This window comes from Mycobacterium sp. RTGN4, assembly GCF_033804635.1.
Lineage (GTDB): Bacteria > Actinomycetota > Actinomycetes > Mycobacteriales > Mycobacteriaceae > Mycobacterium.
This window is the reverse complement of the sequence record NZ_JAPZLB010000002.1, coordinates 348594-372200: the sequence shown is the minus strand read 5'-3', so window position 1 is coordinate 372200 and position 23607 is coordinate 348594. Positions and strand designations below refer to the sequence as shown.

18 protein-coding genes and 1 pseudogene are annotated in these 23607 nt (G+C 66.2%); 10 read left to right on the top strand and 9 right to left on the bottom strand.

The features are described 5' to 3' along the window. Nucleotides 1–35: 35 nt before the first annotated feature. Together SLQ30_RS05725 and SLQ30_RS05720 are read left to right on the top strand one after the other, a co-directional pair. Nucleotides 36–1184: an acyl-CoA dehydrogenase family protein gene (locus tag SLQ30_RS05725; RefSeq protein ID WP_413467936.1), complete on the top strand. Its 1149-nt coding sequence runs from the start codon at nucleotides 36–38 to the stop codon at nucleotides 1182–1184. Further along, on the top strand, nucleotides 1184–1918 hold the full coding sequence (locus SLQ30_RS05720; RefSeq protein WP_319447529.1) for a GntR family transcriptional regulator: 735 nt from the start codon (nucleotides 1184–1186) through the stop codon (nucleotides 1916–1918). The genes SLQ30_RS05725 and SLQ30_RS05720 overlap by 1 nt, the downstream gene beginning before the upstream one ends. 15 nt (nucleotides 1919–1933) lie before the next feature. On the opposite strand, the gene SLQ30_RS05715 is transcribed toward SLQ30_RS05720, so the two are convergent. Genes SLQ30_RS05715 through SLQ30_RS05705 form a run of 3 tightly spaced genes read right to left on the bottom strand, consistent with a single transcriptional unit; the run spans nucleotide 1934 to nucleotide 5597 of the window. Next, entirely contained in the window at nucleotides 1934–3022 is a 1089-nt protein-coding gene (locus SLQ30_RS05715; protein ID WP_319447530.1) for a P1 family peptidase, read from the bottom strand. Next, nucleotides 3019–4425 (bottom strand): APC family permease, encoded by a 1407-nt coding sequence (locus SLQ30_RS05710; RefSeq protein WP_319447531.1) that lies wholly within the window; start codon nucleotides 4423–4425, stop codon nucleotides 3019–3021. Before SLQ30_RS05710 ends, SLQ30_RS05715 begins: the two co-directional genes overlap by 4 nt. A gap of 53 nt (nucleotides 4426–4478) precedes the next feature. Further along, the gene (locus SLQ30_RS05705) at nucleotides 4479–5597 is read right to left on the bottom strand and encodes a substrate-binding domain-containing protein (protein WP_319447532.1); all 1119 of its coding nucleotides are present in this window, start codon (nucleotides 5595–5597) and stop codon (nucleotides 4479–4481) included. A gap of 36 nt (nucleotides 5598–5633) precedes the next feature. Between SLQ30_RS05705 and SLQ30_RS05700 the strand changes: the two genes are divergently transcribed. Continuing rightward, nucleotides 5634–6068: a MarR family winged helix-turn-helix transcriptional regulator gene (locus SLQ30_RS05700; protein ID WP_319447533.1), complete on the top strand. Its 435-nt coding sequence runs from the start codon at nucleotides 5634–5636 to the stop codon at nucleotides 6066–6068. Here the strand turns inward: SLQ30_RS05700 and SLQ30_RS05695 are convergent. Together SLQ30_RS05695 and fadD4 are read right to left on the bottom strand one after the other, a co-directional pair. After that, a complete protein-coding gene (locus tag SLQ30_RS05695) occupies nucleotides 6061–6951 on the bottom strand; it encodes an enoyl-CoA hydratase/isomerase family protein (protein WP_319447534.1) in 891 nt (296 codons plus the stop codon). The two genes, SLQ30_RS05700 and SLQ30_RS05695, sit on opposite strands and share 8 nt — an antisense overlap. A 5-nt stretch (nucleotides 6952–6956) precedes the next feature. Next, nucleotides 6957–8489: a fatty-acid--CoA ligase FadD4 gene (fadD4, locus tag SLQ30_RS05690; RefSeq protein ID WP_319447535.1), complete on the bottom strand. Its 1533-nt coding sequence runs from the start codon at nucleotides 8487–8489 to the stop codon at nucleotides 6957–6959. 145 nt (nucleotides 8490–8634) lie between these two features. On the opposite strand from fadD4, the gene SLQ30_RS05685 reads away from it, so the two are divergent. The 3 genes and pseudogenes from SLQ30_RS05685 to SLQ30_RS05680 all read left to right on the top strand — a co-directional run bounded on the left by SLQ30_RS05685 (nucleotide 8635) and on the right by SLQ30_RS05680 (nucleotide 12273). Next, nucleotides 8635–11325 carry an ATP-binding protein gene (locus SLQ30_RS05685; protein ID WP_319447536.1) on the top strand — a complete coding sequence of 897 codons (2691 nt, stop codon included), beginning with the start codon at nucleotides 8635–8637 and terminating at the stop codon, nucleotides 11323–11325. Beyond that, a pseudogene (locus SLQ30_RS33095) lies at nucleotides 11322–11534 on the top strand (adenylate/guanylate cyclase domain-containing protein); the annotation flags it as partial. The gene SLQ30_RS05685 and the pseudogene SLQ30_RS33095, both read left to right, overlap by 4 nt. A gap of 139 nt (nucleotides 11535–11673) precedes the next feature. Then, complete coding sequence (locus SLQ30_RS05680) at nucleotides 11674–12273, top strand: hypothetical protein (RefSeq protein ID WP_319447537.1); 600 nt, start codon at nucleotides 11674–11676, stop codon at nucleotides 12271–12273. A gap of 17 nt (nucleotides 12274–12290) precedes the next feature. On the opposite strand, the gene SLQ30_RS05675 is transcribed toward SLQ30_RS05680, so the two are convergent. The 3 genes from SLQ30_RS05675 to SLQ30_RS05665 all read right to left on the bottom strand — a co-directional run bounded on the left by SLQ30_RS05675 (nucleotide 12291) and on the right by SLQ30_RS05665 (nucleotide 16233). Further along, nucleotides 12291–14120, bottom strand: coding sequence for a phosphoenolpyruvate carboxykinase (GTP) (locus tag SLQ30_RS05675; RefSeq protein ID WP_319447538.1), 1830 nt, complete (start codon nucleotides 14118–14120; stop codon nucleotides 12291–12293). Nucleotides 14121–14245: 125 nt separating this feature from the next. Next, on the bottom strand, nucleotides 14246–15433 hold the full coding sequence (locus tag SLQ30_RS05670; protein ID WP_319447539.1) for a hypothetical protein: 1188 nt from the start codon (nucleotides 15431–15433) through the stop codon (nucleotides 14246–14248). Next, entirely contained in the window at nucleotides 15430–16233 is an 804-nt protein-coding gene (locus tag SLQ30_RS05665) for a hypothetical protein (protein WP_319447540.1), read from the bottom strand. Before SLQ30_RS05665 ends, SLQ30_RS05670 begins: the two co-directional genes overlap by 4 nt. A gap of 250 nt (nucleotides 16234–16483) precedes the next feature. Here SLQ30_RS05665 and trmB point away from each other — a divergent pair, with 250 nt between their 5' ends. Genes trmB through SLQ30_RS05650 form a run of 3 tightly spaced genes read left to right on the top strand, consistent with a single transcriptional unit; the run spans nucleotide 16484 to nucleotide 21205 of the window. Then, a complete protein-coding gene (gene trmB / locus SLQ30_RS05660) occupies nucleotides 16484–17233 on the top strand; it encodes a tRNA (guanosine(46)-N7)-methyltransferase TrmB (RefSeq protein ID WP_413467947.1) in 750 nt (249 codons plus the stop codon). Continuing rightward, nucleotides 17230–17931, top strand: a complete 702-nt coding sequence (locus SLQ30_RS05655; protein ID WP_319447541.1) for an NYN domain-containing protein — start codon at nucleotides 17230–17232, stop codon at nucleotides 17929–17931. The genes trmB and SLQ30_RS05655 overlap by 4 nt, the downstream gene beginning before the upstream one ends. 58 nt (nucleotides 17932–17989) lie before the next feature. Beyond that, nucleotides 17990–21205 carry an MMPL family transporter gene (locus SLQ30_RS05650; protein ID WP_319447542.1) on the top strand — a complete coding sequence of 1072 codons (3216 nt, stop codon included), beginning with the start codon at nucleotides 17990–17992 and terminating at the stop codon, nucleotides 21203–21205. Here the strand turns inward: SLQ30_RS05650 and SLQ30_RS05645 are convergent. Beyond that, nucleotides 21165–22367 (bottom strand): AI-2E family transporter, encoded by a 1203-nt coding sequence (locus SLQ30_RS05645; RefSeq protein WP_319447543.1) that lies wholly within the window; start codon nucleotides 22365–22367, stop codon nucleotides 21165–21167. The genes SLQ30_RS05650 and SLQ30_RS05645 overlap by 41 nt on opposite strands. Nucleotides 22368–22489: 122 nt before the next feature. On the opposite strand from SLQ30_RS05645, the gene SLQ30_RS05640 reads away from it, so the two are divergent. Continuing rightward, the gene (locus tag SLQ30_RS05640; RefSeq protein WP_319447677.1) at nucleotides 22490–23602 is read left to right on the top strand and encodes a YbhN family protein; all 1113 of its coding nucleotides are present in this window, start codon (nucleotides 22490–22492) and stop codon (nucleotides 23600–23602) included. The last annotated feature ends 5 nt before the right edge of the window (nucleotides 23603–23607 follow it).

Below are 23607 nucleotides of genomic sequence, written 5' to 3'. Positions count from 1 at the left end.
AGTTTGGCCACAAAAATGTCAATATGGCCGTACATATGAAACTCTCCGACGAAGAACTCATGCTGGTGGCGACCGTACGGGACTTCATCAACCGTGACGTGAAGCCCACGGTCCGCGACGTCGAGCACGCCAACACCTACCCCGAGGCGTGGATCGAACAGATGAAGCGCATCGGCATCTTCGGGCTTGCGGTGCCAGAGGAGTACGGCGGCTCCCCGGTGTCCACGCATTGCTACGTGCTGGTCACACAGGAACTGGCCCGCGGCTGGATGAGCCTGGCCGGCGCGATGGGCGGGCACACCGTCGTCGCGAAGCTGTTGACGTTGTTCGGAACCGAGGATCAAAAGCAGCGGTACCTACCCGCGATGGCCACCGGCGAGCTGCGCGCCACCATGGCGCTGACCGAGCCCAGTGGCGGGTCAGACCTCCAGAACATGTCCACGGTCGCGCGGGCCGAGGACGACGAACTCGTCATCAACGGCGCCAAGACGTGGATCTCCAACGCCAGGCGCTCGGGCCTGATCGCGTTGCTGTGCAAGACCGATCCCAACGCCGAACCGAAGCACCGCGGCATCTCGGTGGTGCTTGCGGAGCACGGCGAGGGCCTGACGGTGTCGCGCGATCTACCCAAACTGGGCTACAAGGGCGTCGAATCGTGCGAACTCGCCTTCTCCGACTACCGCATTCCCGCGTCGGCCATCCTCGGCGGTGTACCCGGCAAGGGGTTCGGTCAGATGATGAAGGGGCTCGAAACTGGTCGCATCCAGGTCGCCTCGCGAGCACTCGGTGTGGCCACCGCAGCGCTCGAGGACGCGCTCAGCTACGCCCAGCAGCGCGAGAGCTTCGGCCAGCCGATCTGGAAGCACCAGGCCGTCGGTCACTACCTCGCTGACATGGCCACCAAGCTGACGGCCGCCCGCCAGCTGACCTTGCACGCCGCCGAACGCTACGACGACGGCGAACGCGCCGACATGGAAGCGGGCATGGCCAAGCTGTTCGCGTCGGAGGTCGCGATGGAGATCGCGCTGAACGCGGTGCGCATCCACGGCGGCTACGGCTACTCGACCGAGTACGACGTCGAACGCTACTTCCGCGACGCGCCGCTGATGATCGTCGGGGAGGGCACCAACGAGATCCAGCGCAACGTCATCGCCGCTCAGTTGGTGGCCCGCGGCGGGCTCTGATGACCAAGCCGGCACCCGCGTATCAGGCATTGCGCCAACAGCTTCGAGCCGAGCTCGCGGCCGGTGAGTATCGTGACGGCGCGCGGCTACCCACCGAATCGGAGTTGGTGGCGCGACACGGGGTGTCCCGGCAGACGGTGCGACGGGCCTTTCAAGATCTGGTCGCCGAGGGCGCGGTGTATCGGGTGCCGGGCCGCGGGACGTACGCCCGCGACCTCGCTGGACACCGGTACCTTCGGCAGCTCGGTTCCATCGAGGATCTGATGAGCCTGTCCGACGACACCACGATGGAGGTGCTCGCCGGGCTTCGGCGCCGGGTCGACGTCGAGGTGGCCAGCCGATTGAGATTGGACGACGACGTCGTGTACACCGTGGCGTTCCGTCGCCTGCATGACGGTGTGCCGTTCGTGATGACGCGGGTACACCTGCCCGAGTCGGTGGCCAGAACCGTGCTCGGTGCCCCCGAGCTGGCCGACGGAGCGGTGAGCACCACCACCATCATCGGCCTCACCGAGCCGCGTCTGGACGCGCCGATAGCCGAAGCAGCGCAATCGATTACGGTATCTCCGGCGGACGACGAGGTGGCCGCGGCGGTCGGCTGCGAGCCCGGCCATCCGATGCTGCGAGTGGACCGGTTGTACTCAGATGCCAGCGGCATGCCCGTCGAGTTGGCCGTCAGCCACTTCCTGCCGGAGCAGTACACCTACCGGGTCACGCTGCGTCGGGCTCGGTAACCCCGCGACTGCAGCTCACTTCATCCGGGCGAGCGCCTGCTCGATCGGAAAGCCTGACAACACGTGACCGTCGCGCCCGTGCACGGTGTCCGCCTGGCACAGCGCGTTGAGCGCGGCCTCCTCGGACGCTTCCGCGACAGCGTCGAAGATCAGGTCGAAAGGTGAGCCCTGCGTCCAGAACTGGCCCTCCACAAGCACCTCTATCGGCAGCAGCCCGTCCGGGGCCTCGCGGGGAATACGGTGCGCGGTGGAGAAGGCGAGGAATATCTCCCCCGAACCGTCATTGCCGACACTGCCCGTACGCCCCAGCCCGATGTCGACGCGGCGGGCCAACCGCCGCAACTGATTCGGGTGCAGCGGTAGGTCCGTCGCGACGACCGCGATACACGATCCTTCCTTGTGGTGCACCGGCATGTTCTCGACCATTTGGCGGCCCAGTGGGTGACCGGCGATCTGCAGCTGCGGCCGGGTGCCGTAGTTGGTGTTGAGCAGCACCCCGATGGTGTATGTGCGCGAACCGATTTCGATGACGCGCGACGCGGTGCCGATCCCGCCCTTGAAGTCGAACATCTGCGTGCCGGTGCCGGCTCCCACCACACCTTCGGCCACTGGGCCGGTGTTCGCGCCATCCAGCGCGGCGCGCACATCCGGCTCGGTAAGGGTGACGGCGCGGTTGTCGTTGAGAAATCCGTCGTCACATTCGGCCACCACGGGCATGAGCACGTCGTCGGTTCCCACCACCTCGTCGAGATCCGACATGTATCGAACGCTGGCCTGGTACGCGACACCCAGATTCGCCGTGTCGCACAAGACGATTGGCGCCCCGATCAGGCCCCATTCCTGCATGACGATGTCGCCGGTCAGAATCCCGTACCCGTTGAACACACTGGTCGCCGCGTAGACCCGTTCGCGAAAGGGGTTGCCTTCGTGTGGCCAGATCGCGGTGGCACCGGTTCTGGCCGTGACACCGTCGTCGCGCCACACCGTGGCCTGACCGACGCGCACACCGGCGACGTCGGTGATGGCGTTCAGTGGGCCGGTCGGCATGTGGCCGACCGGGAAGCCAAGTGCCCGGGCGCGCCCCCTGCCAACGGGCGGTCTCACAGTGCTTCCTCGGCGACGGTGTGCGGCACCCAGCGATCGTTCTTGGCGCGGTGCAGATAGCCGAAGTAGTAGACCGCGGCGGCGGCGAAAAGGATGACGACGATCCAAATGTCATGCGGCGTCTGTTGGGTCAGCGCGACGATGACACCGGCCAGTGCCAGCAGCGGGGGCAGCGGCCACAGCGGCATCCGGGATGGGCGCACGGTGTCCTTGTCGCGGATCCGGCTGACCAGGGCGGCAATCGCGATCAGGCCGTAGAGCACGATGATCAGGACCGCGGTGAACGTCACCGTGGTGACTAGATCTGACGCGAAGCACAGCGCCGTCGCGACCGTACCGAGCACGAGCGTCGCCACCCACGGGGACTGGAACTTCGGGTGCACCCGGCCCAGCGCGGAGTTGACCACGTCCGGCCAGGCCCGGTCCCGCGCACTCGACCACAGAATCCGGGCGAACTGCAACGTGATCGCCAGGATGGCGTTGAGCACCGCGAACAACGCACCGATGATGACGATGTTCTTGAACGTCGGTCCCCACACCTGGTTGATCAGATCGGTGAGCGGCGTTGCGCTGGACAAATATTGGCCAAGATCCTGCGCGCCCATCAGGCCGCCGAAGAACGGAACGAGTTCGAGCACGATGCCTGTCAGCGCCGCGATGACGACGGCTTTTCCGATGGTTGCTGGGCCGCCGCGAGCTTCCTCGGAGAAGTTGATGGCGCTGTCGAACCCGTTGACGGAGAACATCGTGATCGCAATCGCGGCGACGATGGCACCGGCTCCGACCGAAGACAGCGTGGTGCCGTCGAAGTTCACCGGGTGCGTCAGGATGCTCAGCGGCTGGTTCCAGTGCGAGAAGCCCGCAACGGCGACCACCACGAGGACGGTGACCTCGATGGCGAGGAATATCGCCACCAGAATGGCGCCGATGTGGATGCGCAGCACCGCCAGCAGTGTCACAACAGCCATCGCGATGGCCGAGGACAGGTTCACCGGAATCGAGTCGTTCAACGCGTGCAGGTAGGTGCCCACACCTAACGCGATGCTCGCCGGCAGAAACACTCCCTGGGCGACGTAGTCGACGAGGGCAAGGAATCCCGTCGGGCGGCCGAGTACCCGATGCACGATCGAATAAAGGCCGCCTGCAACCGGATACATCGAGCCGAGCTCGCCCATGCACAGCGCGACGCTGATCGCGAGGAAGCAGCCGATGAGGTAGGCCCACATCGATCCGGTTCCGGACGCGGCGAGCACTACCGGGGCAATGATCAGCAGTGAGGCCATCGGGGTGATGTCGCTGACCGCAAGGGCGATGACGCCCTTCACGCTCAATCCGCGGTGAAGCGTTCCGGTGGTGGGCGGTTGCGATGCGCGCACCGTCTTCGGTAGTGATTCCTCAGCCATCAGGCGAGCCTAAACCCACAACCAACCAAATGAATAGTATTCAAATGGATAGTTTACAGATCGGCAACAACCGCGAAGTCCAGGCCATCGGCCCGAGCCAGACATCGGTGCTGCTGCGGTGCTCCGACAGGAACGTGCGCCCAGGCGTCAGAGCAGTCGACGCCGCCACGCGCCAACAGGTGGCGGGCCGCGGATTGGGCAGGCGCGGCGGCCAGCGCATCGATCGAGGCCAAGGCCACTGCCAGGTGGACGCCGTCGTAACAACCTTCGGAGTAGGCGTCGAGCACTGGGGCGAAATCGCCGAACGCGCGGTGATGGTTCTCTGCGAGTGCCCGGCGCCGATCGTCGGCTTGCCCGGCGAAAGACCGCATCGCCGAATACAACTCGCCGGTATCGTCCCCGCCGGCGGCCAGCAGTCCGTTCTCTTCCAGGGAGCCAGACAGCCGCACCACCCGATCGCCTAGACCAGCGCGGGCAAACGCGCGGTTGAACACGGCCAGGTCGCTGCCGATCAGGCTCAACAAGACCGCGTCGGCATGCCGCCGCGACAGCAGATCGACGAGTTCGTCGGCGTCGGCGGCATGGAGACCGAACGGAACCAGCCTCGACGAGACGACCGATCCGCCGGCCGCGACGATCTGTTTCGCGGCGAAGCGATGCATCGACCACGTCCAGATGTAGTCGCTGCCGATCATCACCCATTGTCGAAGCCGCCGCCGGGACATCAGGTTGGTCAATGCCGGGCCAATCTGGCGGGCCGGCGGATCACCGATGAGCACGACGCCCGGTGATCGGTGTCCGCCCTCGTGTGGCGGCGTGAAAATGTACGGTGTCCGTCCCGCGAGCGCGGCTTCGATCGCGCGGTGCACATCGCTGGTGTGCAGGCCCACGAAGGCATCGACCAACTTAGCGTCGGCGAGATACCTCGACTCCGCCGCGACGCGGTGAGGATCACTGCCTGCGTCGACGAGCACAAGCTCCACGCGGCGGCCACGTTCGCCACCGCGCTCGTTGACTTCCATAGCGGCCAGGCACGCGGCATCGAGCGCAGACGTCGCCGTCAGACCCAACGGGCCGGACATCGGGATCAGAAGGCCAAGGCGCAGCACATCGTCCGAGGGTCCGTCCACCAGCACTTCGAGAGACGGCCGCACAACGTCAAGCGGCGACACACCGACAAGTATGCAGCTCGTCACTATGCTCGCATCATGGTCACGCGATCCGAGGTGCCAACTGTCGCGGTTGCTCCCGTGATGGACCTGCTGACGTCCGTTCAACGGACGTTGTCCCGCGAACTGGCGGTCGCCTTCGACGCCGAGTCGACCACCGTCGACCAGTGGCGCATATTGCGTGCATTGGCCGCCGATGAGGGTGAGCCGATGGTCGCCATTGCGGCCCGGCTCGGCATCGCACAGCCGACCTTCACCCGCACGCTCGACACTTTGGCCTCCTCGGCCCTGCTGTACCGGACACACTTCCCGGACGATCGCCGTCGCATCGCCATCCAGTTGTCGCCACTCGGCAAGAGCCTGCTGGCGCGGCTCGATGGGATCGCGGCTGAGCACGAGAGCTCCATGGCCCGCCGCTTCGGGCCGGACCACGTCGAGGAGCTCGGAAGGCTGCTGCGACAACTCACTACGTGAGTTCGTCGACGAGGCCCCAATCCAGCGCGGTGGCCCCGTCGATGGTCGCGCCCGACAGCACCAGATACGCCGTACGCCAACGCCCTATCCGGCGCGTGATGCTGACCGTGCCGCCCGCACCGGGGATCAGCCCGAGCGCCAACTCCGGGAGCCCCAGGGTTGCGTCGGCCCGGCACGTCACGTGTCCGCAGAACGCGGCCATCTCCAGCCCGCTGCCGAGCACCTGACCGTGCACCTCGGCCCGGCACTTATCCCCGAGCCGGCTGGTGAGCGCGTCGAGCGCCAGCGCCGGGCTGTGCCGGGTGCGGGCCAGGTGCGCGCTCGCCGGATCGGCGAAGGTGCCGAACTCGGCGAGATCCCCACCGCTACAAAAGGAAGGCCCATTGCCGCCCAGCACGACGTCCGTCACCGACGTGTCGAGCAGCGCGACGTCGAGCGCCTCGAGCAGTGCGGCCCTGGCATCCGTGGAGAACGCGTTGTGGCGCTGCGGGCGGTTGAACCGGACGTGCAGCACGTCCCCGATGCGCTCGGCGACGACGGGCTCCGGGAGATCGGGCACGACCGCAGGCCCGCGCTCTGCGAGCCAGGCTGCGAACTCCGGGCCGGACTGCAGTGTCGAGTACGCCAGCGATTCGGTGATCACGCCGCTGAATGCCGGCTCATCGACGTCGACGGCACGTAGCACGTCGTCGCACACCGCGGCGGCCTGCGGCCAGCGCGAGCAACGCCGTTCGAGCTCGGCCAGCGCCGCCGACACGGACGGGACAGTGATGGCGCGGCGGTCGTCGCAGGCTTGCTCGACGAGCGTGAAAGCCGCTGCATCTGAAGGTGATTCGACGCCGACGAGCACGTCACCCGAAAGTTCGACGTCGCGCTGCCCCATCGGAGTCAGCCGACCGGGGCTGAGTACTTGTCTATGAGGGACTGCTTGTACAGCTTGCCGGTGTCGGTGCGCGGCAGTTGGGCCTCGAACGAGATCGTCCGCGGACACTTGTAGTGCGACAGGCGATCCCGTAGCCAAGCTTGCAGTTCCTCGGCGAACTCATCGGTGGCGTCGGCGGGATCGACCGTCTGCACGACGCCCTTCACACGCTGGCCCATCTCGTCGTCGGGAATGCCGAACACCGCAGCGTCCATCACCTTCGGATGTGTGACCAACATGTTCTCCGCCTCCTGCGGATAGATGTTGACCCCACCGGAGATGATCATGTGGTGACGCCTGTCGGTGAGGTAGAGGTAGCCGTCCTCGTCGAGATAGCCGATGTCCCCCACCGTCTTCCAGCCATGCGAGTCCCGCGACGACGCGGTCTTCCCCGCATCGTTGAGATACTCGAAGTCGAGGCCGCCTTCGAAGAAGATCTCCCCGGCCTGTCCTGCCGGCAGTTCGTTGCCGTCCTCGTCGACGATGTGCAGCGCACCCATCATGGGCTTGCCGACCGAACCTGGGTGCTTCAGCCAGTCCTCGGCCGTGATCAGCGTGGAGCCTATGGCCTCGGAGGAGGCGTAGTACTCGTCGACGATCGGTCCCCACCAGTCGATCATCTGCTGCTTGATCTCCACCGGACACGGCGCCGCCGCGTGCATGATTCGCTCCAAGCTAGACACGTCGTACGAATTGCGCACGGCCTCGGGGAGTTTCAGCATTCGAGTGAACATCACCGGGACGAACTGACCGTGGGTGACGCGGTGCTTCTGGATGGCCTCCAGCGCGCCTTCGGCGTCGAACTTCTCGAGCACCACGGTGGTGATGCCGCCGGCCTGCGTCTGCATCGACCACACCGAGGGCGCGGTGTGGTACAGCGGCGCGGGGCTCAGGTACACGGCCTCCGGATGCATCCAGAACCCGACGAGCGCGGACATCATGCCCGGCCATTCGGCGGGCGATACGTGCGGCAAATCGCGCTTGATGCCCTTCGGCCGGCCCGTGGTACCCGACGAGTACTGCAGCAGGTCGCCCTCGATCTCGTCGGCGATGGGGGTATCCGGTTGATCGGCAACGCATTCTGGATAGCGTTGCCAGCCATCCAACTCGCCGTCGACGATCAGCAGCACCTCGGGCAGTCCCTTTGGCAATTCGGCGCCGAGTCCGGCGAGCGTGTCACGCAACGCGCCCGAGCCCACGATGGCCTTCGCGGCGCTGTTGTCGATGATGTAAGCCGCTTCGGCAGCGGTCAGGTGTGTGTTGATCGGGACGTAGTAGAGCCCGGCCCGGCGCGCGGCCCACATGACCGCGTGCATGTGTTCGTTGTTCTCCATGATGATCGCCACCGCGTCGCCCTCGACGAGGCCGGCCGTCCGGAACAGGTGCGCCAGCCGATTGGCCCTGGCCTCCAACTCGCCGAACGTCACCACCGTCCCCGACGGATACATGATGATGGCGGGCTTGTCGGGCGTGGCAACGGCGGTGTCGCGAATCTGCATGAGCAGACTTTACGACGGCCCTACTTGACGGGTGTCAACTAGGTCCTCAACACAAGATCGTCAGGAGTGCGAATCCCAACTTGCGGCGCCCTCACACGCCATACCATGACACCGCCGGGGGAACCCGTGAGTGCGGGGGTGCTCCATGAACGTCCAGGCAGGCGCGTTGGCCAGGCCCTCGGGCGTCGTCACGTTCCTGTTCACCGACATCGAGGGTTCCACCCGGCGGTGGGAGGCCGACGCCGACGCGATGAACGCCGCGCTGGACGCTCACGATCGGGTGCTACGCGAGGCCGTCGAGAAGCACGGGGGCTGGTTGTTCAAGCACACCGGCGACGGGGTGTGTGCGGCCTTCGCCTCGCCTCCTGCAGCGGTGGATGCGGCCATCGCAGCGCAACGGTCATTGGAATTGCCGGTTCGGATGGGCATCGCGACCGGCGAAGCCGAGCAGCGTGGCGGCGACTATTTCGGCCCGGCGCTCAACCGCGCCGCCCGTGTCATGGCGGCCGGCCATGGCGGTCAAATCCTGCTCGACGGCCAGACGGCGGGACTGCTGAGCGGCGTCGACCTCACTGCGTTGGGCCAAAGGCGGTTACGGGACATCAGCCAGCCGGTCGACGTGCATCAGGTACGAGCAGATGGACTGTCCGACGAGTTTCCGCCGTTACGGACGTTGGACCCCACGCCAGGGAACCTCCGCCCGCGAACCAGCAGTTTCGTTGGGCGCGAAAGTGAACTCGTCCAAGTCGAAGCTGCATTACATGCGCATCGCCTGGTAACGCTGACCGGCGTCGGAGGGGTAGGCAAGACGCGGCTGGCTTTGGAGGTCGCCGCGAGCGCGGTGAATGCCTTTCCCGATGGAGTGTGGGTGATCGAGCTTGCGCCGGTTAGCGACCCTTCGGCAGTTCCCGACGCGGTGGCCAGCGTGCTGGGCATCACCCAGCAGCCGGGCATGAGTGTGGCAGACAGCGTGGCAACGGCACTTGAAGGTCGCACGCGCCTACTGGTGTTCGACAATTGCGAACACCTTCTCGACGCGACGGCCGACCTGATCGAGACGATCCTTCGCGGCGGGGACACCGTACGCGTGCTGGCCACCAGCCGAGAGGGTCTGCGGCTGGTCGATGAACAACTCTGGCCGGTACCAGCACTGGACACCCGCGCCGGAGTCGACTCGCCCGCAGTGACGCTGTTCGTCGAGCGGGCCCGCCACGTCGCACCTGAGCTCTCGCTGACCGGAACCGATGAAGCCGTGGCCATCGCAGAAGTGTGCCGTCGTGTTGACGGGATCCCGCTGGCGATCGAGCTCGCAGCGTCGCGAATGGTGTCGATGACCGCGCTCGAGGTTCGCGACCGGCTCGATGACCGCTTCCGATTGCTGGTGGGATCACGGCGCGGACTCGAGCACCACCAGACGCTGCGTCAAACGGTGCAGTGGTCACATGATCTGCTTGATGACGACGAAAAGGGCTTGCTGGCAAGCTGTTCGGTCTTCGCCGGCGGATTCGACTTAGCTGGCGCGTGCGCAGTGGCCCGCATGGACGACGAATTCGCCACCCTCGACCTGCTCGACGCCCTGGTGCGCAAATCATTGGTCAGCGCTGACCGATCATCAGAGCAGACCCGGTTCTCAATTTTGGAGACGATCCGCCAGTTCGCCGAAGAACAACTCGTCACCGCCGGTGAGGCGGACGCCGCCCGCTCTGCACACGCGCATTACTATGCCGGTCGGGTGGCAGAGGCATTGGCCCTTTGGGACGGCCCTCGGCAGCGTGAGGCCTACACCTGGTTGACCACGGAACTGCCCAATCTTCGAATCGCCTTTCGCCGGGCCACAGACGAGCACGACATCGACACAGCGGCCACAATCGCCGTCGACGGCGCGTTCATTGGTGGCTGGATGGAACTGCACGAGCCGTCGACATGGGCTGAGGAACTCGTCGAACGCGCACGCGCCATTCAACATCCGCGATTGGGACAGCTGTATGTGGCGGCATCCGAGTGCTACCGGACTGGTCGGATATCCGAAGCCGTCGCCTACGCCGAAGCGGCGACGGAGACTCTGGACAGTGAAAGGTTCGACCGAAGCGTTCACGATATCGAACCGACCGCCTTGGGCGGCACCTACATCACGAACGGGCTGGCCGACCGGTGGCTACGACTGTGCCGCAAGAGATTTACGCAGGGGCGCGGCATCAACACATTCAACCGAGGCGCGATGGTGATGGCCCTGGTCGCCGCCGGGAGGACCGATGAGGCCAGGGCCGCCTGCGCGGACCTGATGGCAGCTGCCGACGCCACCGACAACCCGGCCGCCGTCTCCTTCGCCATGCTCGCATACGGCTACGCCTGCCACGGTGACCGTCCTCTTGCCGCCTACGAAGCGCTCTGTCGCGGTCTGAAGATCGCTCAGGACAGCGGCAACCTGATGACTGAGTCATACATTGCGGTCAACCTGTCGGCGTTCTCGGCGACCAACAGCAGTCCAGTCGACACGCTCGACTTCCTCACGCTGGCACTCAACAACTTTCACGATTCTGGCACCTACTCCCAGATGGTCAGCCCGCTGGGCGTGCTCGCCACCCACCTCGAGCAGGCCGGACACTACGAGGCTGCTGCGACACTCATGGGCTTCGCAGGCACCACGTTCGCGCGGACCTCATTTCCGCAGATCATCACCACGTCGGCGCATCTTCGAGCCGCGCTCGGAGACCAGGCCTATGAGTCGTTGGCTCAGATAGGCGCGAACATGACGAACGCATGTATCACGCAATTCGCTCTGGACGAGATTGCGCGCACACGTGCTGCGTTGTCGGAGGAAGGCGATTCGCGGTGAACGCGCCGTCGGGGATCGTCACGTTCCTCTTCACCGACATCGAGGGGTCGACGCGGCGGTGGGAGGCCGACCCGGACGCGATGCGAACTGCGTTGGAAGCCCACGATGCTGTGCTACGCGACGCGGTCGAGAAGTACACGGGGTGGCTTTTCAAACACACCGGAGACGGAGTGTGCGCGGCGTTCTCGTCACCAAGGGCCGCAGTCGAACTTCGACGACGTCAGCGACGAACTCGCAAGCGTGATCGCCGCTGGCTACAGCACCACGGGTCGGCCCGAGCGGGCCGTCGAGTGGTGTCGAGCTACCGTCGTGCGCAGTCCGGGCGCTCACACGGCCAGTCGGGCGGTGATGGCAATTGCGTTGGCCACCGCCGGTGCCACAAATGAAGCGATGGAGGCATCAGAGAGTCTGCTTGCTGCTGCCGCGGGTACCGACAACCCTGGTATGACCGGCGCCGCGCTCCTTGCGTATGGCTGGGCTCGCCGAGAGTCCGATCCCAACGCTGCATACGAAGCACTCCGTCGGGCATTGGTGATCGCTAGCAAAAGCGGTGAACGACAACAGACTTCAATCATCTCGGGGCTTCTGACTGGACTCTCCGTGAGCCACGGCCAACTCGCCGACGCCCTCGGCTACATAACCCAAACGATCCGGCACTATTACGATTCCGGCACCATAGAGCTCATGCGCAGTGCGTTGGGGCTGCTCACCGCGTTGTTCGACCGGCTCGGTTACCGTGAGTCGGCGGCCACCATCAGTGGGTTTGCCGCAACAGCCCTCGCCCGTGCCAGTTTTCCCGAGATCGACACGGCGATCACGCATTTGCGCGAAGTTCTCGGCTCCGAGCGCTATGCGACACTCGCCCGAACCGGCGCGGGCATGACCACTGCCGAGATGGCTGCCTACGCCTTCGAACAGATCGACCTAGCCCGCGCCGCGCTCACCTAGTTTATGAGTGGGGAAAGTTAGTCGGCCTCGGCCAGCCGGGTCTTCAGGGCGTCGAACTCGTCCTTGATGCCGGTCGGCAGTTTCTCGCCGACGAACTCGAACCACTCCTCGATGAGCGGCAGTTCCTTGCGCCACTCGTCGGCGTTGACGGCCAGGGCCAGGTCGACGTCCGACGCGTCGACATCCAGCCCTTCGAGGTCGAGATCCGCGGCCGTCGGCACGATGCCGATGGCGGTCGACTTGCCGTCGGCCTGGTGCTCGATGCGCTCGATCGCCCACTTCAGCACGCGGCTGTTCTCACCGAAGCCCGGCCACAGGAACCGGCCGTCGTCGCCGCGGCGGAACCAGTTCACGAAGAACACCGCGGGCATCTTCGACTCGTCAGAGTTCTTGCCGACGTCGATCCAGTGCTGCATGTAGTCGCCGACGTTGTAGCCGATGAACGGCAGCATGGCCATCGGGTCGCGGCGCACGGTGCCAACCTTGCCCTCGGCGGCGGCGGTCTGCTCGGAGCCGAGCGTCGCGCCAATGAAGACGCCGTGCTGCCAGTCGCGGGCCTGCGTGATCAGCGGAACGGTGGTCTTGCGGCGGCCGCCGAACAGGATCGCCGAGATCGGCACGCCCTGGGGGTCGTCCCACTCGGGGGCGAGCGTCGGGCACTGCGAGATCGGGGTGCAGTAGCGCGAATTCGGGTGCGCTGCCTTGGTATCCGTCTCCCGCAGGTTCCAGTCGTTGCCCTTCCAGTCGATCAGGTGATCGGGTTCGCCTTCGAGGCCTTCCCACCACACGTCGCCGTCGTCGGTCTTCGCGACGTTGGTGAAGACGGTGTTGCCCCCCGCGATGGTCTTCATCGCGTTGGGGTTGGAGTCCCAGTTGGTACCCGGCGCAACGCCGAAGAATCCGAACTCGGGGTTGACGGCGTACAACCGGCCGTCCTTGCCGAACCGCATCCAGGCGATGTCGTCGCCGACGGTCTCGGCGCGCCAGCCAGGGATGGTCGGCTGCAGCATGGCGAGGTTGGTCTTGCCGCACGCCGACGGGAATGCCGCGGCCACGAAGTACGCCTTGTTCTCCGGGGAGATCAACTTGAGGATCAGCATGTGCTCGGCGAGCCAGCCCTCGTCGTGCGCCATCGCCGAGGCGATGCGCAGCGAGTAACACTTCTTGCCCAACAGGGCATTGCCGCCGTAACCCGAGCCGTAGCTCCAGATCTCGCGGGTCTCCGGGAAGTGGGTGATGTACTTCGTGTCGTTGCACGGCCACGGTACGTCAGCCTGGCCGGGCTCCAGCGGAGCGCCGATCGAGTGCAGCGCCTTGACGAAGAAGCCGTCGTCGCCGATCTTGTCCAGCGCGGCCTGGCCCATCCGGGTCATCGTGCGCATCGACACGACGACGTATTCCGAGTCAGTGATCTCGACGCCGAGCTTCGGGTCGTCGGCACCGAGCGGACCCATGCAGAAGGGCACCACCCACATGGTGCGGCCACGCATCGAACCGCGGTAGAGGTTCGTCATGAGCTCCCGCATCTCGGCGGGGTCCATCCAGTTGTTGGTCGGGCCCGCATCGAGCTCGCGCTCCGAGCAGATGTAGGTCCGCGACTCCACCCGCGCCACGTCGGAGGGGTCCGACAACGCCAGGTAAGAATTCGGCTGCTTCTTTTGGTTCAGTTTCTGGAAGGTGCCTGCCTCGACGAGGTGCTCGGCCAGCCGCTGGTACTCCTCCTCGGAGCCGTCGGCGAACGCCACCCGGTCCGGCTGCGTCAGCTCGGCAACCTCGCGAACCCAGGCGAGCAGCCCCTCGTGCTTGGTCGGTGCGCTGTCCAGACCCGGAATGGTCGCTGCGGTCATCACATTCTCCTGCTAGCGGTCGCGGTTATACCTCACATAGAGGTTAACGTGGGTGACATACCCGCGGTAAATCAGGAGTATGTCCGATCCCTCACAGGACCGATTCAGAAGCCCCAAATTGGGCCTCAATCTTCCTGTACGACCGCTGTGAGCCGCGAAAGCATCCTGAGCTCGGCGTCGATGGCGCCCACACGCTCGGACAAATCGGCTGATTCGGCCTCGTCACGGGCCGCCAACTCGGCCGCGAAGCCAAGCTCCACAGCGAGCAGCCTGCCGGCGACCAACTCCTCCCCATGCCATCGCAAGGTCGTGACGACCTCGCCGACCCAGCGGTCGTACAAAGCGCGCTCCTGCAGCAGTGCGCGCGTGATCACCAACCACACCGTCAGCCCCACCCCAGACGCGGCGCCGCCGACCAACGCCGCGACGGCCAGTCCTTGGTCCAGCCCGCCCAACAAGCGACTCACCGCCATCGCGACGCCCAACCCGAACCCCGCGCCGAGCACCATCGTCAAGCGACGCTCTTGCCTGGGCGCTGTCGGCGATGCGGGCAGCTGCGGTCCAGCTCCGGGGCGCGGGTACGCGGGCGCGGCGACGTCGAGCGTCCCAGCCAGCTCGTCGCTCCGGGCCAGCAGCTGCTGCTCGAGTTCATCGAGCATGGTCTCGGCCTCGTCGAGTAGGTCGGCCTCGAACCGTGCGAAGTCGCCGCGGCTCAGTTCCGCGGTGCGGGCCCGAAAGTCCGTGCGCATGGCCACGCAACGCTGGCGGACGAACCGGCCCAGCGCTGCGCGCGTCTCGTGTAGGCCACCCCGCAGTATCAACGCACGCGCCGACCTGGCCTGCCTGCGGTCGCGGAGCATCGCGGTTCGGCCTGCACGCAGCCGTCCGACACGGATATCGTTGGCGAGCAAGGGTTTTCGAGAGGTATCGCGCAGTGACTCGACGAGGCCGTCGATATTCGACGCGCCGATGTCGGGCGCCGCCGCGACGGCTACCCACCGCATTGCCCGGTAGCTCAGCGCGCAAGCCGCGAGCACTTCGCGCCAGCCTCGATGGGCGTCCACCTTGGAAACCACCCCGATGACGACGTCGCTCCGTCCGGTCGCGACATCGACTTGGCGGCAGTCGGATTCGGTCATCGGGGCGACGCCCGACACCACGACCACCACCGCCGTCGGCACGTCGCCCTGACCCAGTTCGGTGGCCTCCACTGGCGCAAGCTCGGGCATCCGCTCGCGAAGCGTCGCGACCAGGCTGGTGACCCCGGACCGCGGCGGTCCCGTCACCAAGACGAGCTGTCGCGACCCCGTCACCGCAACATGCCCCTGACCACGTCGTTGGCGCACGAGCGATGCAGCGCGTTGACGGGGCCGCGGGCGTACCGGCTCCAGTGGATCGCGCGGGGCTCATCCGTGTCCGGCTCGTCGGCCTCGAGCACCTCGAGGGCCGCGGCCATCACCGCCGCAACCGTCGCATCGGCGGCCAGGAACCGCCACAGCCGCTGGTCGTCGGTGCGGGCCGCCAGCGCACGAAGCTCAGCCAGGGCGTGCTGCACCCGTCGATACCGGACCGCAGCGGCGTCCGCGTGAAGCCGAGCAAGGACACCGTCGACGTTGCTGAGCTGCTGAAGAAGTACGACGACGGCGGTCGGCTCCGCTCCGGCCGCGAGCGCAGCCACCGCGTTGGCGATGCCGAAGCGGTCGAGCCGGTCGAGCAGGCGGGTCCGCACCGCGCGATCGACCGAGTGGGCTGTGTCTATGAAGGCATCGACCGAGCTCAGGTCCGGCGGTTCTTCGGCGAACGTGCGCAGCGCAGCCACCAGTTGGTCGTCCAGCCCGGTAACCGTCGCCAGCAGACCGATCATCGACACGGTGGACGCGTCGGCCACCGATGCGCTCACGTCGGCCTTGGTGAGCACTATCACGGTCGGCATTTCCGACGATGCCAGCGCCGCCCGATCCTCCGGCTTGAGCACCTCGGCGATCACCCGCAGGCGAAGCTCAGCCGCGGGCTCCGCCACGACGTGCACCCCGCGGCGGCGCAACGCCTGCTCGACCGTGCCCCGGCCCACCCCGGCCCGACCGCACACCGCAACCCGTACCGGGTGGCCCATTCTCGAGATGATCTGCGATAGGTCGGCCGGAGGTGCAGATCCAGCAAAGCGTGTCACCGCCTCGACAAAGGCCGTCGGCCCAGCCCCACATTCCGTCGGCATCCCGCCGCCACACCCCCCAACGCCCCACGTCCATGCTCGCAGCTCGATGAGCCCCATCCGAGCGGCGTTTTTCGGGCTGTGGATGGGTACCAATAAAAGACAACTGTTGGGTATCAATCTGCATCTCGATGCGGGTACGAAGGCCTCGATGAGTCACGATGGACTGATGCATGCGCAGCGCGAAGGGACACATGTGCCTGCGCACCCCTTCCCGCGCGTCACCAGCTTCCGATCCAGGCATTCCACGCTGTCGGATGCTCAACAGCAGACCTGGGATCGACGCTGGCCCGAACTCGGCATGCAGGCCAGGGACGGCGACGGTCAGCCTGCCGGTGAACTGGACACCGCGACGTGGTTCGAAAGGTCCGCGCCGCTGGTATTGGAGATCGGTTGCGGAGCCGGGGTGTCGACGTTCGCGATGGCGGTCGCTGAACCGCACCTGGACGTCATCGCCGTCGAGGTCTACCGCCGCGGCCTTGGCCAACTACTCAGTGCCGTCGACCACGCGGGATTGACGAACGTGCGGTTCATCCGTGGTGACGGTGTCGACGTACTGGAGCACCTGCTGGTCCCTGAATCGCTGACGGGTTTGCGGGTGTTCTTCCCCGACCCGTGGCCCAAGGCCCGCCACCACAAGCGCAGGCTGCTTCAACCGGCGACCGTCGCGTTGATGGCCGACCGGCTGCGCCCCGGAGGGCTCCTGCACGCCGCAACCGATCACGCCGATTACGCCGAGCAGATCGCCGAGGTGGGCGACGCCGAACCACTGTTGCACCGCGTATCCCTCGACGACGCCGACCTGCCCATGTCGGTGCAACGTCCGACGACGAAGTTCGAGGAGAAGGCGCACCGGGCCGGAAGCGCTGTGACGGAACTGCTTTGGGAGCGAAGGTCATGAGCATCACCGAGGACCTGTCGCAACTGCCAGGACTTCCCGAGGAAGCGGCCGCAACGCCGGTCCCCGAGCGCGTGCTGCTGGTGTGGGACGCGCCGAACCTCGACATGGGGCTTGGTTCGATCCTGGGCGGCAGGCCAACGGCGGCGCACCGCCCCCGGTTCGACGCACTGGGACGTTGGCTGCTGGCCCGCACCGCCGAGCTCGCCGCGCTTCGTACCCCGGATGAGCGCCAGATCTCGCTCGAACCCGAAGCCACCGTCTTCACCAACATTGCGCAGGGCAGTGCCGACGTCGTGCGGCCCTGGGTCGAGGCACTGCGCAACGTCGGATTCGCGGTGTTCGCCAAGCCCAAGATCGATGACGACAGCGACGTCGACAGCGACATGCTCGAGCACATCGCGTTGCGCCGCGCCGAGGGGTTGGCCGCCATCTTCGTCGCTTCGGCCGACGGGCAGGCATTCCGGCTTCCGCTCGAGGACGCCGCGAAGGATGGCACTCAGGTCCAGGTTCTCGGATTTCGCGAACACGCGAGTTGGGCGCTAGCGTCGGATACCTTGGAGTTTGTCGACCTCGAGGACATCCCCGGTGTCTTCAGAGAGCCGCTACCGCGAATCGGCCTTGATTCGCTGCCCGAGCAGGGAGCTTGGCTGCAGCCGTTCCGGCCGCTGTCCTCGCTATTGACCTCGCGCGTTGGATGACTGAAACCATGAGCGCAGGCCGAAAGAGAAACTTGAAGAAGATCGTGAGGAGTTGAGCGTGTTCGCCTGGTGGGGTCGAACTGTGTACCGATTCCGATACGTAGTTATCGGCGTCATGGTCGCACTCTGCGTCGGCGGCGGCATCTACGGGATGAGCCTCGGCGAGCACGTCACGCAGAGCGGCTTCTACGACGAAAGCAGCCAGTCCGTCGCGGCCTCTGAGCTCGCCGACAACGTCTACGGCCGCGACCGGCTGAGCCACATCGTCGGCGTGCTCGACGCTCCGGACGGCAAGAAGGTCAACGACCCCGAATGGTCGAAGCAGGTCAAGGACGAGCTCGACAAGGTCCAGTCCGACCATCCCGACCAGGTGCTGTCCTGGCAGGGCTACCTCAAGAGCCCCACCGGCGACCCGACCACCAACAAGGCGATCGCCAACGACGGGACGCGCACGTTCATCGTCATGCCGCTCAAGGGCAACGACGACGACACCATCCTCAAGAACTACAAGGCCATTGCGCCCGATCTGCAAAAGGTCGATGACGGCGGCATCAAGCTGGCCGGATTGCAACCCATCGCCAGCGAGCTGACGGGCACCATCGGTGAGGACCAGCAGCGCGCCGAGGTAGCGGCCATCCCGCTGGTGTCGGTGGTGCTGTTCTTCGTCTTCGGCGGAGTGATCGCGGCTGCCCTGCCAGCTGTCATCGGCGGCCTGACCATCGCAGGCGCACTGGGCATCATGCGGCTGGTCGCCGAATTCACGCCTGTGCACTTCTTCGCCCAGCCGGTGGTCACGCTCATCGGCTTGGGCATCGCCATCGACTACGGGCTCTTCATCGTGAGCCGGTTCCGAGAGGAAATCGCCGAGGGCTACGACACCGAGACCGCGATCCGAAGAACGATGATGACCTCCGGTCGGACGGTCATGTTCTCCGCGGTGATCATCGTGGCGTCGTCCGTGCCGCTGCTGCTGTTCCCGCAGGGCTTCCTGAAGTCGATCACCTACGCGATCATCGCCTCGGTCATGCTCGCGGCGATCCTCTCGAACACCGTGTTGGCGGCCGCGCTTGCCATCCTGGGCCCCCGGGTCGACGCACTCGGCGTCAAGACGCTGATCAAGTTCGCCGAGCCCGATCCGATCCGATCCGACCCCAACAACCCGCAAACCAACACGTTCGCCATTGCGTCGATCCCGCTCGGCGTACTCGTGCCACCGGTCGGCATCGCGCTCGGCCACATCGCCCGCCAGCGCATCCGCACCACTGGGGAACGCGGCGCCGGGTTGGCCACCATCGGACTGGTGCTCGGCTACACCGCGCTGATGGCCGCACTCACCTGGGGGATCTACGCGCTGCGCGACGCAGGCATCGTCGTCGGTGCGCTGTTCTGGATCCTGCTCGGCATCGTCATCTTCGTCGCGGTGGTCATCGCCGGACTCGCAATCGCACGCGCCGTCGAACTGGCACGCACCCCCATCGTCTGGTGGCTGCACTGGCTGGCGGAGAAGACGCAGAAGACCAAGACCCGCGAAGAGGTCGAGAAGGGTTTCTGGGGCAAGCTGGTCAACCGCGTGATGAAGCGGCCGATCGCGTTCGCCGCGCCCATCGTCATCGTGATGGTCATCCTCATCATTCCGCTGGGCCAGCTTGCGCTCGGCGGCATCAGCGAGAAGTACCTGCCGCCCGACAACTCGGTGCGCAATGCGCAGAAGGCCTTCGATGAGAGCTTCCCCGGGTATCGCACCGAGAAGCTGACCCTGGTCATCCAGAACGCGACGCCCGCGCAGATCGCCGACGTCAAGAACAAGGCCACCCAGATCTCGGGCTTCTCAGGCACGTGGGACGAGCGCCCGGTCGCGCCGGACGTCACGAACTCCGCGATCCCGAAGGGCGCGGACGGCCAACTGCATCCGTGCGATGCCAAGGACGAACCGTGCGTGCTTCAGAACGGGTTGGAGAACCGCAACGACGCCGCCAAGAAGATCGACGAACTCCGGAACATGCAGACTCCGAAGGACGTCACGGTGTGGGTCGGCGGTACGCCCGCGCTGGAGCAGGACAGCATCCACAGCTTGTTCGCCAAGCTGCCGCTGATGGCGGTGTTCCTGATCACCACGACGACGATCCTGATGTTCCTGGCGTTCGGATCGCTGGTGCTGCCGATCAAGGCCGCGTTGATGAGCGCCCTCACGCTCGGCTCGACGATGGGCATCCTCACGTGGATGTTCGTCGACGGACACGGGTCCGGCCTGATGAACTACACCCCGCAGCCGCTGATGGCACCGATGATCGGGTTGATCATTGCGGTGATCTGGGGGCTCTCGACCGACTACGAGGTCTTCCTCGTGTCTCGCATGGTCGAGGCCAGGGAGCGCGGCATGTCCACCGCCGAAGCCATCCGAATAGGTACCGCCACGACGGGTCGGCTCATCACCGGTGCCGCCTTGGTCCTGGCCGTCGTCGCGGGTGCCTTCGTGTTCTCGGACCTGGTGATGATGAAGTACCTGGCCTTCGGCCTGCTCATCGCGCTGCTCCTTGACGCCACGATCATCCGGATGTTCCTGGTGCCTGCGATCATGAAGCTGCTGGGTGACGACTGCTGGTGGGCGCCGCGTTGGCTTAAGCGCGTTCAGGAAAAGCTCGGACTCGGCGAGACCGAACTGCCCGACGAACGCAAGCGGCCCACCGTCAGAGAGCCGGAGGAAGCCCTCGTCGGTGCGGGCGCGCCCGTGCCACCACCCAACCGACCGCGGCCACCGCACGATCCCGGCCATCCGGACGGGCCCAGGGCCATCCCGCCTGGGCGCCCGCCTACCCCGCCGCGCGCCAATCCGCCGTCGGCGGCAAGCACCACACGCATTCCGACCGCCCCGGCCGCGCCTGTCGGGGAGGCTCCGACGACCCGGTTCTCGGCGCCGAAGGGCGGGGGCGCACCACCGCGAGCCGCGGGCAAGCCTCCGGCTTCCGGCAGGGGCAGCAGCGCCGCCGCCGGCCGTGAGATCGAATCGTGGCTGGGCGACCTACGTGCGAGCGGCGCAGGCGCGGCGACGCCGTCGAATGAGCCGCCGACGAGGGCCATCCCGGAGCAGCGCCCGCGGGCACAGAAGCCCCCGCAGAACGCACCTCCAGGAAACGAGCCACCCACCACCGCCATCCCCGCGCAGAAGCCGGAAGCGGATGCCACCGAGAAGATCGATACCCGCGACGACGAACGCAAACGTCGCGGCGGGGGCGTCAGTGCTGCGGACCTGCTGCGGCGGGAGGGTCGGCTTTAAGGGCTGGCTCGTCTTTACGATCTACGTCGTCTGATTCGGACCTGATCCTCGGACCCACTTCGGCATCCAGCGCCTGCTCCTCGGCGGCCGGGTCGTCAGCGAGCAAAACCCTTGCCGCGCTGTTGATTACCGCCACGATCGGCACGGCCAGCAGCGCCCCGATGATTCCAGCGAGCACGGCGCCCGCGGCGATGGCAAGCACGACGGCCAACGGATGCACGGACACCGCCCGCCCCATCACCAGCGGCTGCAGGATGTGCGCCTCCAGTTGCTGCACCGCGATGATCAGCCCCAACGTGATCAGCGCGAACACCCAACCCTTGGCGATCAACGCGACGATCACGGCCAGCCCGCCCGCGACCACGGCGCCGACGAGCGGGATGAACGCACCGAGGAAGACCAGCGACGCCAGCGGCAGCGCAAGGGGGATCCCCATGATCGCCAGCCCGGCCCCGATGCCGACGGCGTCGACAAGCGCGACGAGGAACGTGGCGCGCACATAGCCGATCAGCGAATGGAACCCGGCCCGTCCGGCGTCCCGTACGCGTTCCCGCACCGACGTCGGGAAGATCTGCGTGGTGAAGGCGTAGATATGCCGCCCGCCCTGCAGCAGGAAGATGAGCGTGAAGAGCACCAGCAGCGCACCGGTGACGATCTCGGTGATGGTGCCCGCGGTGGCGAACACACCGCTGGTCAGCTTGGCCTGGTTGTTCTGCAGGGCGTCGATCGCGCCCTTGCTGAATTTGTCCAGTTGTTCGGTGCTGAAGTGGGAGAACACCCCGGTGGTCAGCCATTCCTTGGCGCCGTTGATGCTGGCCGTCACCTGTTCGACGAGAGCAGGTGCGCCTTCGATGAACTGAAGCACGACGAACGTCAGAATTCCGCCGACCACGATGAAGCCCGTGAGGATCACGATGGCGACGGCGGCCCCGCGCGGCAGCCCGCGTCGGTCCAGCCAGTCCACGACGGGGACCAGCATCGCCGTGATCATGGTCGCCAGCGCGACCGGAACCACGATGAACTCGAGCTTCGTGATCAGCCACAGCAGCGCGACGAACGCGGCGAGGATCACCAGCAAGCGCCACGACCAGGCCGCCGCCTTCCGGACCAGCGGTTGGACGGACGAATCTGCTTCGGAATCGACGGATGGGGCCCATGGCATGTCGGTACTGTAACGGCCTCGGCGCGCCCTCAAGACGCTTGTTCTTCCTGCGTGCGCGCGCCGTTACCCTGTAGGGCGTGTCCCAGGACGTCCCGGAGGGCAGGAGCGAAGCGACCCGGGAGATGTCAACAGCTAGCGGCGCTCGCCGCCAGATGGGCCGCACGCGCGGCAAATACTGGTGGCTGCGGTGGGTGGTCATCGGTGTCGCCGTCACCGTGCTCGCGGTCGAAGTCGTGCTGGTGTGGGACCAACTCGCGAAGGCCTGGCGAAGCCTGTTATCGGCCAACTGGTGGTGGGTGCTTGCCGCGGCGTTCGCTGCGGCCGCCTCGATGCACAGCTTCGCCCAGATTCAGCGCGCCCTACTGAAGTCGGCCGGGGTGTACGTCAAGCAGCGGCGCTCGGAGTCGGCGTTCTATGCAGGCAATGCGTTGTCGACGACGATGCCGGGCGGGCCCGTGCTCTCGGCGACGTTCATGTATCGGCAGCAACGGATTTGGGGCGCGTCACCCATGGTGGCGTCCTGGCAGCTGGTGATGTCCGGGGTACTTCAGGTCGTCGGGCTGGCGCTCATCGGCCTCGCGGGCGCGTTTCTGCTTGGCGCCAGCCGGAATCCGTTGTCCCTGATCTTCACGCTTGGCGGGTTCGTCGCACTGCTCTTGCTCGCCCAGACCGTCGCCAAGAACCCGCAACAGATCGACGGCATCGGCGTGCGGATCCTTTCGTGGGTCAACTCGGTGCGGGGCAAGCCGGCCGACACCGGATTGGACAAATGGCGCGAGATGCTCCAGCAGCTGGAGTCGGTGCAGCTGAGCAGGCGCGCACTGACGACGGCGTTCAGCTGGTCGCTCTTCAACTGGATCGCCGACGTGGCCTGCCTGGCATTCGCCGCGTACGCAGCAGGCGGCCGGCCGTCGCTTGCCGCGTTGACCGTCGCCTACGCCGCCGCCCGCGCGGTGGGGTCGATCCCGCTGATGCCCGGTGGTCTGCTCGTCGTGGAGGCGGTGCTGGTTCCGGGCCTGGTGTCGAGCGGCATGACCTTGGCGTCCGCGATCTCCGCGATGCTCATCTACCGGATGGTCAGCTGGATCTTCATCTCGGCGATCGGGTGGGTGGTGTTCTTCTTCGTCTTCCGAACGGAGAAGGACATCGATCCCGACGCCACCCTCGAGGCTGCCACCCCGGAGAGCGCACAGTTCAGCCCCGACCCCGAAGCCAGGCATGAACCCGAGCCCTAGGATGG